At 48.2% G+C, this 14,020-nt stretch carries 26 protein-coding genes; 17 read left to right on the forward strand and 9 right to left on the reverse strand.

Going from position 1 to position 14,020, the window contains the following annotated elements:
- Nucleotides 1-39 precede the first annotated feature (39 nt).
- Nucleotides 40-621 carry a cysteine hydrolase family protein gene (locus KNP92_RS14375; protein WP_214841685.1) on the reverse strand — a complete coding sequence of 194 codons (582 nt, stop codon included), beginning with the start codon at nt 619-621 and terminating at the stop codon, nt 40-42.
- Between the two features lie 147 nt (nt 622-768).
- Here KNP92_RS14375 and KNP92_RS14380 point away from each other — a divergent pair, with 147 nt between their 5' ends.
- Entirely contained in the window at nt 769-1,191 is a 423-nt protein-coding gene (locus KNP92_RS14380) for an Lrp/AsnC family transcriptional regulator (RefSeq protein WP_214841687.1), read from the forward strand.
- Nucleotides 1,192-1,220: 29 nt separating this feature from the next.
- Here the strand turns inward: KNP92_RS14380 and KNP92_RS14385 are convergent, their stop codons facing one another.
- Nucleotides 1,221-1,661: a DUF4279 domain-containing protein gene (locus KNP92_RS14385; RefSeq protein WP_214841689.1), complete on the reverse strand. Its 441-nt coding sequence runs from the start codon at nt 1,659-1,661 to the stop codon at nt 1,221-1,223.
- A gap of 72 nt (nt 1,662-1,733) precedes the next feature.
- On the opposite strand from KNP92_RS14385, the gene KNP92_RS14390 reads away from it, so the two are divergent.
- On the forward strand, nt 1,734-2,204 hold the full coding sequence (locus tag KNP92_RS14390) for a hypothetical protein (protein ID WP_214841691.1): 471 nt from the start codon (nt 1,734-1,736) through the stop codon (nt 2,202-2,204).
- Between the two features lie 36 nt (nt 2,205-2,240).
- On the opposite strand, the gene KNP92_RS14395 is transcribed toward KNP92_RS14390, so the two are convergent.
- From KNP92_RS14395 to KNP92_RS14405, 3 genes are read right to left on the reverse strand one after another with little or no spacing between them, the layout of a single operon-like run.
- The gene (locus KNP92_RS14395; RefSeq protein WP_214841796.1) at nt 2,241-2,519 is read right to left on the reverse strand and encodes a hypothetical protein; all 279 of its coding nucleotides are present in this window, start codon (nt 2,517-2,519) and stop codon (nt 2,241-2,243) included.
- A gap of 18 nt (nt 2,520-2,537) precedes the next feature.
- Nucleotides 2,538-2,753 carry a hypothetical protein gene (locus tag KNP92_RS14400; RefSeq protein WP_024372051.1) on the reverse strand — a complete coding sequence of 72 codons (216 nt, stop codon included), beginning with the start codon at nt 2,751-2,753 and terminating at the stop codon, nt 2,538-2,540.
- On the reverse strand, nt 2,753-2,980 hold the full coding sequence (locus KNP92_RS14405) for a hypothetical protein (protein WP_214841693.1): 228 nt from the start codon (nt 2,978-2,980) through the stop codon (nt 2,753-2,755). The genes KNP92_RS14400 and KNP92_RS14405 overlap by 1 nt, the downstream gene beginning before the upstream one ends.
- Nucleotides 2,981-3,112: 132 nt before the next feature.
- Here KNP92_RS14405 and KNP92_RS14410 point away from each other — a divergent pair, with 132 nt between their 5' ends.
- A complete protein-coding gene (locus tag KNP92_RS14410) occupies nt 3,113-3,646 on the forward strand; it encodes a DUF3841 domain-containing protein (RefSeq protein WP_214841695.1) in 534 nt (177 codons plus the stop codon).
- Between the two features lie 723 nt (nt 3,647-4,369).
- On the opposite strand, the gene KNP92_RS14415 is transcribed toward KNP92_RS14410, so the two are convergent.
- Nucleotides 4,370-4,567 carry a hypothetical protein gene (locus KNP92_RS14415; protein ID WP_214841697.1) on the reverse strand — a complete coding sequence of 66 codons (198 nt, stop codon included), beginning with the start codon at nt 4,565-4,567 and terminating at the stop codon, nt 4,370-4,372.
- 167 nt (nt 4,568-4,734) lie between these two features.
- Here KNP92_RS14415 and KNP92_RS14420 point away from each other — a divergent pair, with 167 nt between their 5' ends.
- A complete protein-coding gene (locus KNP92_RS14420) occupies nt 4,735-4,884 on the forward strand; it encodes a hypothetical protein (protein WP_214841699.1) in 150 nt (49 codons plus the stop codon).
- Between the two features lie 76 nt (nt 4,885-4,960).
- On the opposite strand, the gene KNP92_RS14425 is transcribed toward KNP92_RS14420, so the two are convergent.
- Both KNP92_RS14425 and KNP92_RS14430 read right to left on the reverse strand, forming a co-directional pair.
- Nucleotides 4,961-5,392 (reverse strand): MarR family winged helix-turn-helix transcriptional regulator, encoded by a 432-nt coding sequence (locus KNP92_RS14425; protein ID WP_251136621.1) that lies wholly within the window; start codon nt 5,390-5,392, stop codon nt 4,961-4,963.
- Between the two features lie 14 nt (nt 5,393-5,406).
- Nucleotides 5,407-6,612 (reverse strand): MFS transporter, encoded by a 1,206-nt coding sequence (locus KNP92_RS14430; RefSeq protein WP_214841703.1) that lies wholly within the window; start codon nt 6,610-6,612, stop codon nt 5,407-5,409.
- A 154-nt stretch (nt 6,613-6,766) separates the two neighbouring features.
- On the opposite strand from KNP92_RS14430, the gene KNP92_RS14435 reads away from it, so the two are divergent.
- The 10 genes from KNP92_RS14435 (at nt 6,767) to KNP92_RS14480 (ending at nt 12,282) form a co-directional block, all read left to right on the forward strand.
- The gene (locus KNP92_RS14435) at nt 6,767-7,234 is read left to right on the forward strand and encodes a hypothetical protein (RefSeq protein ID WP_214841705.1); all 468 of its coding nucleotides are present in this window, start codon (nt 6,767-6,769) and stop codon (nt 7,232-7,234) included.
- A 39-nt stretch (nt 7,235-7,273) separates the two neighbouring features.
- Nucleotides 7,274-7,723 carry a hypothetical protein gene (locus tag KNP92_RS14440; protein ID WP_214841707.1) on the forward strand — a complete coding sequence of 150 codons (450 nt, stop codon included), beginning with the start codon at nt 7,274-7,276 and terminating at the stop codon, nt 7,721-7,723.
- 9 nt (nt 7,724-7,732) lie between these two features.
- Nucleotides 7,733-8,194: a hypothetical protein gene (locus KNP92_RS14445; RefSeq protein ID WP_214841709.1), complete on the forward strand. Its 462-nt coding sequence runs from the start codon at nt 7,733-7,735 to the stop codon at nt 8,192-8,194.
- A gap of 11 nt (nt 8,195-8,205) precedes the next feature.
- The gene (locus KNP92_RS14450; protein WP_214841711.1) at nt 8,206-8,688 is read left to right on the forward strand and encodes a hypothetical protein; all 483 of its coding nucleotides are present in this window, start codon (nt 8,206-8,208) and stop codon (nt 8,686-8,688) included.
- Between the two features lie 15 nt (nt 8,689-8,703).
- On the forward strand, nt 8,704-9,192 hold the full coding sequence (locus tag KNP92_RS14455; RefSeq protein ID WP_214841712.1) for a hypothetical protein: 489 nt from the start codon (nt 8,704-8,706) through the stop codon (nt 9,190-9,192).
- Nucleotides 9,167-9,649, forward strand: a complete 483-nt coding sequence (locus tag KNP92_RS14460) for a hypothetical protein (RefSeq protein ID WP_214841714.1) — start codon at nt 9,167-9,169, stop codon at nt 9,647-9,649. The genes KNP92_RS14455 and KNP92_RS14460 overlap by 26 nt, the downstream gene beginning before the upstream one ends.
- Nucleotides 9,650-9,751: 102 nt before the next feature.
- Nucleotides 9,752-10,687: a DMT family transporter gene (locus KNP92_RS14465; protein WP_214841716.1), complete on the forward strand. Its 936-nt coding sequence runs from the start codon at nt 9,752-9,754 to the stop codon at nt 10,685-10,687.
- Between the two features lie 13 nt (nt 10,688-10,700).
- The gene (locus KNP92_RS14470) at nt 10,701-11,126 is read left to right on the forward strand and encodes a DMT family transporter (RefSeq protein WP_214841718.1); all 426 of its coding nucleotides are present in this window, start codon (nt 10,701-10,703) and stop codon (nt 11,124-11,126) included.
- A 10-nt stretch (nt 11,127-11,136) separates the two neighbouring features.
- Entirely contained in the window at nt 11,137-11,796 is a 660-nt protein-coding gene (locus KNP92_RS14475) for a Crp/Fnr family transcriptional regulator (RefSeq protein WP_214841720.1), read from the forward strand.
- A 12-nt stretch (nt 11,797-11,808) separates the two neighbouring features.
- Nucleotides 11,809-12,282: a DMT family transporter gene (locus tag KNP92_RS14480; RefSeq protein ID WP_214841723.1), complete on the forward strand. Its 474-nt coding sequence runs from the start codon at nt 11,809-11,811 to the stop codon at nt 12,280-12,282.
- Between the two features lie 2 nt (nt 12,283-12,284).
- On the opposite strand, the gene KNP92_RS14485 is transcribed toward KNP92_RS14480, so the two are convergent.
- Entirely contained in the window at nt 12,285-12,488 is a 204-nt protein-coding gene (locus KNP92_RS14485) for a hypothetical protein (RefSeq protein WP_214841725.1), read from the reverse strand.
- Nucleotides 12,489-12,567: 79 nt separating this feature from the next.
- Here KNP92_RS14485 and KNP92_RS14490 point away from each other — a divergent pair, with 79 nt between their 5' ends.
- From KNP92_RS14490 to KNP92_RS14500, 3 genes are read left to right on the forward strand one after another with little or no spacing between them, the layout of a single operon-like run.
- Nucleotides 12,568-13,056 (forward strand): hypothetical protein, encoded by a 489-nt coding sequence (locus KNP92_RS14490; RefSeq protein ID WP_214841727.1) that lies wholly within the window; start codon nt 12,568-12,570, stop codon nt 13,054-13,056.
- Between the two features lie 59 nt (nt 13,057-13,115).
- Nucleotides 13,116-13,601, forward strand: a complete 486-nt coding sequence (locus KNP92_RS14495) for a hypothetical protein (RefSeq protein WP_214841729.1) — start codon at nt 13,116-13,118, stop codon at nt 13,599-13,601.
- A 24-nt stretch (nt 13,602-13,625) separates the two neighbouring features.
- A complete protein-coding gene (locus KNP92_RS14500) occupies nt 13,626-14,018 on the forward strand; it encodes a hypothetical protein (protein ID WP_214841731.1) in 393 nt (130 codons plus the stop codon).
- Nucleotides 14,019-14,020: the final 2 nt, after the last annotated feature.

A 14,020-nucleotide genomic window follows, 5' to 3' on the forward strand; every position in this document is an offset into this window, starting at 1 on the left:
AAGAGCGGTATTAACACCAAGAAAAAAAAGTACAGCCCGTTACTGGGCCTGTACTGCTTTCATCTGAATCATTGCGATGACTTCATCCGTCGTTTGGATGGTCGCGAACTCCTCGTTCAAATTGGCGAGGGACACGTCATGGATGACATCCGCCGGAATCAACGAACCGCTCAATGAGCGACGGTCGAACGTCGCCGTCGCATCGGACACAATGATCGGTCCGAATCCGAGATTCCCGGCCATGCGGGCGGTTGTCTCGACACAGTGGTTCGTGATTAGTCCCGTGACGATGATAGATTGAGCTTGATACGCCTCTAAAAGCTCTTGCAGATTCGTGCCGATGAAGGCGCTGTTGACTTGCTTGGTGAGGATTGTGTCTTGTTCGCGTGGACGAATGAAGTCTTGGAACAAATGACCGTCCTTCTTGAAGTAAAATAACGATTCAGGCACTTGTGAGACGTGTTGGACGTAGATAATCGGCTGATCGGCTGTCTCCCAAGTCGTGATGAGTCGAGCGATGTTGTCTTCACACATCGGATTATTCCGGTTGCCCCAACTTGGGTCGTGGAACGCTTGTTGGACGTCGATAATCAATAATGGTACAACTGTATTTTGCTTCATGATTGTTTCCCCCTCTTCAACGTTATCTTAAGTGTAAGCGGGGAGTACGGTTTGATTACATAAGATATAAACGGAGTTGTGGATGTAATTCCTTAAAATGAACGGAAGTTTGGAGATTCAACTTACAATTTGAAAGTGGGGACTCGAATGGACGAAATTGATCGACATATCGTCAGCTTGATGCAGGAGAACGCTCGGATTTCTGTCACGGAGCTTGGAAAGCGGATTGGTTTATCGACACCGGCTGCGAATGAACGGTTGAAGCGACTCGAAGAACGTAGCGTCATCACAGGATATCGTGCCGTGATCAATCCGGAAATGTTAGGGAAGCATGTGACGGCCTTCATTTTGTATGACACGACACGGTGTGAGGCGTTCCGTGAGTTTTGCCGACAACAACCGAGCGTGATGGAATGTCATCGTCTCGCCGGCCAGTACAGCTATTTGGTTAAAGTGGTGACGGAAAACGTGCGCACGCTCGAGACGTTCATCGATGAGTCAATGGCATACGGCCAGCCGTCGTCGCTCATCAACTTGTCGTCGCCGGTTCCGTTTAAGGCAGTGGAGTAAGAGCATGTGGATAGAATTCGATCATGTATTCAATCGTTAAAGTCGGCGTCCTCTTCATACGGATTCGCATATAAATCGATGTCAAACTCGGCACGGATTCGATTGGCGAATTGAATCGTCTTCAAATCAAACAGAAGCGATGGTGTTTGACCGCCTTCCATCACAATCACGATGACGAACCGCGCTTGCATGTCGTCATATATGTCATAGATGTCATCTAAAATCGTTTCTTTACCGCGAAGTTGCGAAATGATGGGTTGCAGCTGATCATTCACATCAAATGAAGGCTGATAGCCTGTACTAAGTGACCACGATGTATATTCACGGGGACGGGACGAGTAGCTACTTTTGTCCCCGCGTTTGTACGTTTCGGTAGGCATGAGTCCGAGACGGTGCGTCACGTCTTCGATTAAAAAATCGTCGGCTAGCAGTTGGAAGTAGACTAAGACTTCGGTTTGTGCTGGATTCATGTACACCCTCATTTCTTTATATGGCAATTTGTTTGAAAACAAACGATACGATTCAAGGAAAGGAAGACTGATATGACCCAACGCAAACGATTTGATCACTTATACGAGGCGGGGAAACGTTCCACCCGCCAAGCCCTTCTTCTTGGAGCATTTATCATCCTACTCGGCGCCATCTTTTGGTTCTCGGGCGAGCGCCGACTCGCCGAACTGGTTTGGTTCGTCCTCTTCATCCCAGCCATCGGGTTCGTCAAGCTATGGGCACGGACGAAGACGTTGCTCACGTTCAATGATGCGTCTGACTATCGGCGGCTTGTCTGGTATGAGTATTGGAGTGGGATGGCGGTCATCGTAATCTTTTGTCTGTTGATTGTATCGTTGCTGCTCCGTCCGGGACAAGCGAATGTTTTGATGCTCGTGGTGGCGCTCAATCTGTTTGCCTGGATCGCGTCTTCGAGACTTGATCAACAGCTTGCGAAGATTGACCCGGAACATGTCACGAGTCAAGTGTATGAGCGCGGAAAAGTTGGCTTTTTTCCAAAGTAAAGTCAATCAAAAGGGAGTAGCAGGGGCTACTCCCTTTTATAAACTAGATCGACCAGTAATGCGGTCGACTAGTCGTTTCGCTTCAACGAGAGACATGTCTTGAGTCTCCCGTAAAAATTTGATAGCCGTTATGACTCCATCCGTATCTATTTTTTCTTTTATGGACGCGGTTAAAGCATCGTCCGGAACTATTGGTTCGGTACGGATTAGGTTTCGGCGAAGTGTACTTATAACCTTTGCTTGTTCGATGACAATATTAAGTAAAAAACCATTCAGAAGCAGAGAGACAATTAAGAGAATGACGCTCCAATCCATAAAAAACCTCCTTTTACTCTAGTTTCGAACAATGGTAAAGCTATATGCGTTTGTGAGCGGGTTGTGGATGATTAACTCATAGCTGAGCTGTTGTTCATCGGCCTTGTCGACGAGTAGATTGATCTCAGACATGTGGAAGGCGCGTTGCGTGGCGAACGTCGCGACGAGTAGCACACCGCCGAGGATCGTTGTGAGGACGAGACGTTTCGTCCAAATCGTGAGTGGTTGCGACATTAAGGACGTACCTCCATCTTTTCTTCGATGCGATTGAGGCGTTCTACCAAGACATCGAATTGTTGTTGCTGATGCGCCGCGATTTGACGCTCTAGTTCGAGTCGCGCGTCGGCCCGCTTCTCGTAGCGACCAATGAAACGAACGATTAAAACAATAACCGCGATAATTAACACGATAGGTAAAACCATCGCGATCAAACTAAATAATGAGACGAACAATACATCCATTTGTTTCCCTCCTAGTAGAAGTCTTCCTAAACCAGTATACTTCCAAAATCATACAAAAAGGAAGGGCAATAGTGGATGCGACGCTTATAATTTCGTTATGCTTATTATATCTATAAGAAAAGAGGCTTACTTATGGCAATCTACTACACCTATCAACATGCAGGCGCTTGGGAAGCAGCGAACGAAATAGGCTATTTATTCGGCGACCCGAACTTTGGCATCTTTCAAGACGAGGACTACGCATATCATCGGCCCGCCTACGACTGGCTCACGGGTCAATATGAACAGCGAACTGGGATCTCCCTTCATGGGAATGATCCCGTCTGGTTGAGTGACACACGTCCTGACGTCGCCCGAGGTGGTTACTTGGAACCTGAAGAGCCGGGTGTTGTGTTGACGGTTGAGTTGCTCGATTCACACGTACTCGAACTCGAGGCAGGTTATTGGAACTTTGCAATGAATCGTTGGTTTCTGACGTTTGAGGATAGAAAGCCTGAGAGCGAGGAAGAATTAACGAAATCTTGGGAGAAGATGTTCGACCGAGACTGGTGCGAGTCGATTGTCGAGGCGTATCCGGGGACGAACACGAAGTATCACTATCTCGTCGACCGGATTGATGTCGGGCACGTGCTCGACGTGGTGACGTTTACTGAGGCTATAGGTTGAAGCAGGGAAACCATTCATTGCAATCAAGGGGTTCTCGTTCGGGCTATCTCATCCTCGATATAAAATTCGATATAAAGCATTCCGAATATGACATACAAGATGATCAACGTACGAAGCAATCCTGGTACGGACAGAACCTCAAAGAACAGCAATCCCTCAAACGAGAACATAAACAGATAGGCGAGGCAGTACATGAAAATCTTACCTCTTCGAAATGTGGAAAACAGACGAACACCAAAAAGAAACGGATAAAGTAGCGTCTTCACTGTATTGAGCATGTTGGTTAATCCTTTCTAAACACGTTATCGTGCCTTGTGTGGGATATCGTCTGGTTTTGCGTGCGCTCGCCGGACATCCGAATCGAAATAAAGCATCGGGGCAAACAATCCTGCAAATAGATAAAGTGCACTGACAACCTCTAGGAAGAGTGATTCTGAAATGCCATATCCAATGATAAGAATATGGACAGGGACAAAACACAGTAAAAAGATATTGGACATGGCAGCTTCCGTTTTAATAACTCGAGATAACCCTCGCATGAACAAGATGTATGGGAATAAAAAATAATAAAAGAACTGTTTTATCTCGTCACGCCCTTTCTTAAGCAATTGGCTGAAGTCCTATTTCCAGTACAATTTGAAATGTTGAGAGATACTATCCCCCTTGCGTATATGTAAGTCTTGACGCTGTTTTCGTCTCATTCATAGACATGACCTGCACACCTTAATGATGCCGCTCTTCAATCGGAATATATCCGTTCAATCGTCTCCGCTTTACATCCGTTTCAAAATAAAATATAGGCAGGGACATCGCGATTGAAAAATAAAGATAGATGGCAATCTCGATTGGAATTGGCCATTGAATCAGATTGACTCGAAACGGTAACAATAACGCTTGCGAGATGAGACTCAAAGTGATCATCATGCGCATTTCGTTCTTAATGAAGCGGTAGAGTATGCGCATCAATGCGATATGGGGAAAGAATACATAATAGAATATAGTTTTTACGTGATACCTTCTTTCTGGAACAGGTAAACTTATCCTTCTCAGTATAATCGAGGAGAGACATCCAACGAAGGAGAAATGTCATGAAATCCATTGCAATCATCGGAGCCGGAATCAGCAGTCTATATACGGCAACACGGCTGGCATTCGGGATGGCCAAATTGGGTTACATGACCGGATTCATCTCATCGGTTAAGAGTGAGGTGGACAGATTGACGGTGCGTTGTGATTGATGAAACGAATCCTTTAACCTATCATTTCTGCAAAAATAAACAAAGAAACAGGGACTCCTCTAGGAATCCCTATTTTTTATTTAAACTTCTGAATCATCAACGCGAGCGAGCGGTTGATCATCTTCATCTCCTCGTCCTCAAGGACAGAGAACATCTCTTCGGCAAGGCGTTCCTCGATGGCGTCGATTTGCTTCGAGTATGCATGGCCCATCGGTCCGAGGCGGATGAAGCTTTCACGCAAGTTGTCCGGGTTCTTCTCTTTCTGGACGAACTCACGCTGCTCAAGCACTTTGAGCACTTGGCTGACGGCACTTTTCGAGATATTCATCTTCGTCGCAATCTCCGTCGTCGTCCATGTTTCTTGTCGTTTGAAGAGGAGCAACATCTGTTCTTGCTGATAGCTGAGTTGGAACTCGTTCAAATCGGTAAAGTATTTGGTGAACAACAAGTTGATCTCGTCGATTTGGCGATACATCTCGACGACTTGTTGTTTGCGTCTCTCGTTCAATGGTCGTTCTCCTTTCATCGAGTGTGACGGAATATTTGGCTCCGTGTGGATAACACGATACTGAATACTAACCCGATTATACCAAATGTGATGAGCAGTGTTTGAATCGGTACGGCGAGCGCGACGAGTACGGACAAGACGGCGAAGGCGACCGGTTCAAGTCCGGAGGCAGCGAGCGCCATGATACTCATGACACGTCCAATCTTGTCTTCGTCACTGTGTTCTTGCATGAGTGTGACCGCCGGCAAGTAGACGAGCATCAACATGAAGCCGCTCAATGCCGCCGTCAACGCGAGCATCGGAATCGATTGTGCTTGCGTATAGAGGAGAAAAGCGGCGATCGTCAGCAACAAGGCGCGGAAGACGAACCGACCGCGATGGACCGAACGCATCAGCAAGACGGTGAAGCTCGCGACGAACGTCCCGACGGCAAGACCGCCCTCGATGACGCTCAAGTCAAACGCCGTACCGCCACGTTCGCCGACGAGGATTGGGATACTCATGATGAGCGGTCCCATGACGAACAGGTTGACGATGGCGATGGAGAGCGTCCCGCTCCGTAAAATCGGGGTATGCGAGACGTAGCGAATCCCTTCTTTTAAGTCGACGATGACGTGAGCCAAGGACATGACATGCGCCGCCGGGATTCGGTCTTGAATCAGACGTGGCATGATTAACAAAGCGGCGAGGAAGATGAGTCCGGCCGCCGTCCCGAAACTGAGTCCGAACCCGCCCCATGTCAACAGTAATCCTGCTAAGAAGGGACCGATGACAAACATGAGCTCGAGCGAGCCTTGGAACAAGGAGTTGGCCCGTTGTAACTCGTGCTGTTTGACGAGGGACGGGATGAGGGACGAGAGGGCCGGGTACGACATGCCGTCCAAAATTCCGAAGACGACAGAAATCCCGATGAGTGCCGCGACCGAATACAAGTCGAGCAAATGGAGGCTCAACACAGCCAACATGAGTGCCGCCTGACCGAGGTTCGTCAAAAAGAGGAGTCGGCTCTTTTGGAAGCGGTCGGCGAAGACACCGCCGAACACCATTAGCACGACACGTGGAAGCGAGACGGCGGTCAAAATGATCCCGAGCAAAGCCGGTTGTTGTAACACATCGATTGTGAGCCACGACACGCTCAGAAAGAAAATGGAGAAGCCGAGCGTCAATGTCATCCCGGATAGCCAAGTGAAAACGAATCGTGAATTTTGAAGCAAGTTCATGATAAACCCTCATGCTTTCTTTAATAAAGTTAAGTTAACTAAACTTTAAAGCGAGATTCGACTTTAGTCAATCAACTAGCATCAATTGTTAAATTGTAAAATAACGGAACTTTATTGAACGATTATACGTATAATTACATAAGAGGTGAATGAGATGACGAAGAAAGAACGACTACATACGATAAAAATGATGCAGAAGAAGTGGTTGGTGCTTCGCTTGGTGTTCGCAATCCCTATTGGGGTGTGCTGGTATTTGTTCATGCAAAGTGAACAGTTTGAGCTCTTATATGGCGGATTACTAATAGGAGGCATCGCGATGGCTGCAAACTTATTTCTTTATGACAGTCGCATGATCAAAAAATTATCATCGAACGAAGACGTGAAACAAATCATCGATCTCCAGCACAGGTTTAGTTATGCACTTCTGATAATGGTAGGTGTCGTGTTGCCAATCATCTTGAAATTGAATTTGATTCATGCCAGTACATTTATTTTATTTATAGGCGGACTGGTTTTGATTGGATATGCGCAACGGCAACTTGACCGACAATTACGATGGATCGACTCAGAACAACCGACCTTTCAAGAGATACAACGGACACGGTTTAGGTTTAGAACATAATCGATGTTCGGATTGATATCGACTAAAGGAGGGCTCTATATGAATAAACATGAGCGCTTAAAGAAAATGGTTATAGGCAATCGAAAAGCCCTTCTCGTACGACTTGGTTTTGCGATTCCGGTTGGGATTTTACTCTTCTTCTTTTTACAATCGGGCACACAATCGCTCTTGTATGGTGGTTTGATCATTAGGGGATTGTTTGCATATGGACTTACGGTGATTCGCGAAAGTCGATTTATGAGCAGTTTTACCGAGCGTGTGCGGGCGAAACGGATTATACATGCACAGTATCTGTTCGACTACGTGATGGTTGTGTTTATCTGCTTCTTTTTCCCGCTGCTCATGAGGCTAAGCACAATCAGTTGGATTCCGTTTTTGATGTTCTCCTTCACGGCTCTAGCCATGTTGTTCGTTGATCGTCTCCTTGATGAGAAAGTAAAGCTGATTGATCCTGAGCAACCAACACGTCGTGAAGTGAGAGGGTGGTGAGTGAGGCAGATGACAAAACAAGAACGCATCAATGCCATCTATAAATCAAATATGAAGATGGCAGTCCTACAAGGGTTCATCACGTTTCCGATGATGTTTTTTACGGTCGGAGTAATTCGTTCAGATTCATGGAACGGATGGTACGTGCTCGGTATCGCTGTCTGCTTGTTGTTGTTTGGGGCTTCCTTCTTTAAAGCCAATCAAATCGAGACGAATATGACTGAGCACGAAGGTGCCCAGCGAATCATCACACGACGAAACGGCTTCCTATTCGGGGTATTCGTCCTGTCTATTCTCGCAGTCGCATTGACGCTCAAGCTCGGGTGGGCATATGTGTGGATTTTGATTGTGACCGGTGGCGTTCTCTACGTTGGGTACCGATGGATTCGACGACAAGACGAGCGATTGTCTGCTATCGACCCGGAGCATCCGAACCTTTTTGAGGTTCGGCTCGATCATGTGAAAGATTAGGAGGGGTTCGGATGGAACGAGAAGCCAGACTATCTAAACTCGTGAACATCAAGAAGCGATCTCATCGCTTCGTCATTGCGAGCACGCTCTTTATTTGGGGCGCATCGCTCTACTTCATGATGGACCTTGTGTATTCCGGTGCACTTGCGGTCCTCAGTCTCGTCCCGATGATGTGGGTCGAGTGGAGGCAGACACGCACTTACCTCACGTTCAATCGCGACCGTTCATATCGGCGTCTCATTCAGCTGAATTTTGCAATTCTCTGTTTTACTTTTATCTTACTGTTTAGCCTAGTCACCTTGCTTTTAACCGGCAATATCCACCGGGATGCACTCATGTGGACGATCATTCTCGGGGCCCCGCCGTCTGTCCTACTGCCGTTTTGGCTGGACCGGAAGTTGCTCGAAATCGATCCGGAGCACGTGACGTCTGGCATGTTGGCGAAAGCGAGCCGTGCGAAGTCGAAGGATCAACTTAATGAAATACAAGAATAAAAGGACGATATGACTATGACGAAACAAGAACGAATTCAAGTGTTAGGCAAGAATCGAGAACAACATCAACGCAGTAGTCTTTGGCTGGCGATCGCACTCATCTTCTTCAACTCGTTCACGTTAGGGTTTGAGGACTTTTGGTGGGTATGGGGGATCGGATCTCTACTCGTATCAATCGGTCTAGTGCGTATTATGCTTCGTGAGGGGAAGATTGCGATGACGTTTACGACCGGACGAGGCGAGGTGCTCACGAGGCGCTTGTATCAGATGTATCCGCTTTGGATTGTATGGGTCACGGCGGCGATGATTTTCAGTCGTTTGGGCGTCCCGACTATCGGGTGGATGCTTTATAGTGTCTGTTCGGCGATGCTAGCATGGCACCATTACACGACACGTCGACAGCTCAAGCGAGTTGACCCGAATCAGCCGACTCGAAATGAAATCACCATGCATCATCGATCTTATGAGAGGAGTACATATGCTAACGAAAGAAGCACGGATTGAACAGTTACTGGAGCAAGATGACGTCCATTGGCGTTGGCGCTGGGGCGTTTGGCTTGTCGGGATTGTCGTGACGATGGTGGTCAGCGGCCTCTCACCGAGATGGATTCCATTTAGTACACTCGTCTTTTGTTTTCCGCATCTCTGTTTGGAATGGCGCAAGACAAAACTGTTATTGACATTCAATGAGGATGCTCGATACATTCGTCTCATCTATTTAAACTTTATCGGGCAATGGCTTCAGTTCGTCGTATACCTCTATCTTGTGATCAGATACATCACGGGTAGCACGTCGATTCAACTGTTGATCAGTGTCTGCCTAGGCATGTTCATCGTCACGTTTGGTAGTTCCCGCTGGCTTCAGACGAAACTTTGTACGATTGACCTGGCACACGTCACTGAAAAAGAGATGTCGGCCGCAAAAGAGGCACGACTAGCAGCATATCGGGCAGACTCTTGACTTCACAAGGTCTGCTTTTTTGCGTCTCAGGACATCTGTCCTTTATTGTTAAGGCGAATGGACGTAAGCTAATCACGTAATTTATAGAATCGAGGAATCAACATGTTAGCGATTGGGATTGGATTAGTGATTGGCATTTTATTGCCGATGCAGACAAGTATGAATGCGAGGCTCCGTATGATTGTCGGGTCTCCGTTCGTCGCATCACTGTTATCGTTTGCGATTGGAACGTCGTTTTTAACAATCGTTTTACTCCTAACTGGTCAGACGGTTCGAATCGATAGTAGTTTGTTTCAAACGCAGCCGGCTTGGATTTGGACGGGCGGATTGCTCGGCGTTGTTTTTTTAACGGGAAACATCCTCTTGTTCCCTCGTCTTGGGAGTGTCCAGACGGTCATCATGCCGATATTTGGTCAAATTCTCATGGGATTGCTCATCGATCATTTCGGTTGGTTTCATTCTACGGTCAACGCACTTACATCGACGCGTCTCGTCGGGGCGGTCCTCGTGTTGATTGGTGTGGTCGGAACGGTCGCGTTCGCCGATTGGTTGAACCGTCGACGCGGTAAACTGAGCGCGATGCAAGGCACTGATCCATCGAAGAACGGCTGGCGGCTGTTTGGGATTGGAACGGGCATGATGAGTGCGACGCAAACGGCCATCAACGGTCATTTAGGGGCGGTGCTTGAATCCGCGTTAAAAGGCGCATTCGTTTCGTTTGTCGTCGGGACGATGGCCCTTCTACTCATTGTGATTCTTATGCGACCGACCGTCCAATGGCGTGGGCTCGCCGGACAGCCGGCTTGGATTTGGTTCGGCGGCATCATCGGGGCGTTGTTTATAGGTGGGAACGTCTTCATCGTGCCACTGGTCGGGACGGGTGTTGCGGTCGTGATCGTGATTATCGGCTTATTATGCGGAAGTCTCCTGATTGACCGGTTCGGTTGGTTTGGCGCGGCGAAACATCCGGTGACCGGCATCCAACTCGTCAGTCTGGCAATCATGGTCATCGGCATATTACTCATTCGGTTAGCGTAAAGGGGGAAAAGACATGCGAGGTGTATTGTTTGCGATAAGTGGGGGCTTCTTTTTAACGCTACAAAGTGTCGCCAATGCCAATATCAGTTCGAATATCGGAACGTGGCAAGCCGCAACGCTCACCCAGATGACCGGTTTTCTCGTGGCGCTCCTCGTCACGCTCGTCATTCGGGACCGTACTTATCGTGAGATGCGGCAAGTGAAGCCGCTCTATTTGTCAGGTGGCGCCTTCGCGGCGCTCATCTTGTTTAGCAATATGACGGCTGTGCATACGCTCGGCGTGACGCTCACGATTTCCTTATTTTTAATCGCCCAGCTCGCGCTCGCCCTCGTAATCGATGGCCGCGGCTGGTTCGGCATGGTGCGACGACGCTTAAACGTCACCCAGCTTCTCGGTGTGGCGATGATGGTGGCTGGCGTCATTTTATTAAAATGGTAGGAGGGACGACATGGAGCAGTTCATTCAACAGTATGGTCTCGATGACGTGTTACCTCTGGCGGCACGGAACGATTTGAGACTCGTTCGCTACGTGCCAGGGTCAACGATTTGTTCCCAAGGCGATCCGGCTCAATCGCTTTATTTTCTCGTCAGTGGGAAGCTTCGCGTCTCCCATACGTCGGTTGCTGGGAAACGGCTCGTCTTGTCGTTCAAGCAGCCACTCGACTTGATTGGTGACATCGAATATGTACGACGGACGCCATACTTGAATACGGTCGAGGCGGTCACAGCCGTCGAGATGCTCGTCATTTCGTTCGACGCGTTAGCACATCATGCCACCGATGACGTCACATGGCTCAACTATCTATTGGCGGAAATTACCCGTAAGTTCGAGATGAAGTCGCAATCGATGAGCTTTAATTTGTTTTATCCGGTCGAGGTCCGGCTCGCTAGTTATTTGCTGTCGATGACACCCGAGACGACGACGCTCGGTTCGACGGTCGACGAGTTGACCGACATCGCCGATTTGATTGGGACGAGCTATCGGCACGTCAATCGGACGCTCAAACGCTTTGTTGAACAAGGACTCATTGAGCGGGACAGACGTTCGATCACGGTCATCAATCGTAATCGTTTGATTGAGGTGGCAGGAGAAAGTATCTATGAGTGAGGAGGATGACCGATGGCGATTGGAATGCTGTTAGCCGTGTTCGGCGGGATGCTCGTCTGCGTTCAAAATACGTTCAATGCGAACGTGAAACAAAAGGTCGGCGCGTGGTCCACGACGACGCTCGTTCTTGGGCTCGGGTTTCTCGCCTCGCTTATCGCGGGGTTGATGAGTAACGGACCGGCTTTGTTTGCCGTAACTGGGATGGAGACGTGGTATTGGTTCAGCGGGATCATCGGCGTCGGTGTTGTTTTCAGCGTGACGCAAAGCGTCGAGCGGCTCGGCCCGAGTTATGCCATCTCCATCGTCATGGTGTCGCAAATCCTGTTCGCACTCCTTTGGGACACACTCGGTTGGTTCGGGCTCGAGGCGATTCCGTTCACATGGAAGACCGGCGTCGGCATCGTCTTCATTGTCGGTGGGGTATTGCTGTTTCAATTGAGCGGGAATGAAAAAGTAGTGAACGAGCGTGTCCGCCGCGTCGGCTGACGTTAAAATGATTTCCCGCAACTATGACAAGTCTGCCCGTGTTCCTGCCTTCTGACAGAGGTTTGGCAATGCGGGCATGTTGTCGTTTGTGACTCTTGCGGATAAAACGTCGAACGATGCTCGAACGGGGAGCGGTAATGCGGTTTCCAGTTGAAAAGGATAAAGACAACGACAGCGAGTAAAATGATAAGAATCACGATATCCATATGAAAACCTCCTAATTATTGGTATGCTAATCCTATATACGCAACGCATACGGATTAGGTTTCAAGGGGGAATGAAGAGATGACACGTGAGGAACGAGTCGAGCAATTATACGTACGAAATCGAACCGGGCTCGTAATGTTGATTAGTACATTTATGATTGGACTTACTGGTGGACTATGGTTTTTTACTGGGGGAACCTATGGACAGATTGCTGCATTCGTCTTCTTTTTCGTCGTCACGTTGCCACTTAGCTTCGTCGCTTGGCGGAAGACGCGGACGCTGTTGACGTTCAATGAGGATCAGCGTTATCGCCGCTGGATTCGCTTCAAAGGGTTACTAAATCTCGTCCTACTGTTCGGCATGATGGGGATGATGTCGCTCTTTGCATCAGGATTCGTCCCATTGTCGCTGTTCACGGGGACGGTCGTGAGTTTGGCCATCGGTTATTTGTTCATCGAGATGGTGATTGATCGCCGCTTGCTTCAAATCGATGATGAGCACGTCGTCGACAGCCTGCTCGGATTGACGAAGCGGGAGCGAATGAAACGGCATTGGGAAGAAGAGTGAAACTTTTTGCACGATTGATTCGTAAAAGAAGGAAATGAGATTTAGCTAGGAGGAAAGATATGATTGAAAAGAACGAACGGCTAAAACAAATGGTCGAGAACGACCGCCACGTGAACAAAACAGCGCTCTTGCTCACGTTCATGATTCTAGGAATCGCCTTTTACTTCATCTTTACGCAAGAAATCTCGGTCGTGACGTTCGCCGTGATCATTATGGCGACCCAGTTGCCGAGCTTGTATCGGGCCTGGCACCGAATGAAGTTACTGATTACATTCAATGATGAGGCGCGCTATCAAAAGTTTGTTCGTCTCGAGTTCGGGATCGTGCTCGCGAACGTCATCTTGCTCGGTGTCTTTATCGCCATCGCCTGGTCGATTGAAGGGTCACTTATCGTGTTTGCGGTCATGCTCCTCGCCCTGTTCATCCCGTTCATCTTCTTATCGGTATGGGTGAACCGGAAGCTGGAGCTAATTGATTCGAATCATGTTACGAATCACGAGCTCCGGATGGCACATCGGGAAGCGGCGACAAATCGCTTCAACTAAACAGCCAAAGGGGCGTAAAGACTCATGAGTCGAAAGTTAGTCTTTTTTCTAATTGTTGGATTGCTGTTTTTGCATGCATGTAATGAAAGTGGTCGTGAACTTGTCGTCGGGACTTATACAGACGAGAGTACCATCGTCTACTCAGGTGATACGCTCACAAACGAGTTGGAAATTACACGATTCCTTGAGTTGATTGAGACGAGCACCCTATCTGAAGCCCAAGTTACCGGCTTGCCCGACTATGTGATCACGGTGAACAATCGGTCTGAGTCGACAATGGAAGCGATGGTGAATGTTTGGGTTTTAGAAAACGAACAGATGCTTTTCACTCGTGGGATGGAAGGAACTGAGGTGTTTCAAATTGATTCGATGTACACCGAAGACATAAACAACATCCTAAACATGAATACTTTCTAAAT

Source organism: Exiguobacterium sp. s122, from assembly GCF_018618475.1.
GTDB classification, from domain to species: domain Bacteria; phylum Bacillota; class Bacilli; order Exiguobacteriales; family Exiguobacteriaceae; genus Exiguobacterium; species Exiguobacterium himgiriensis.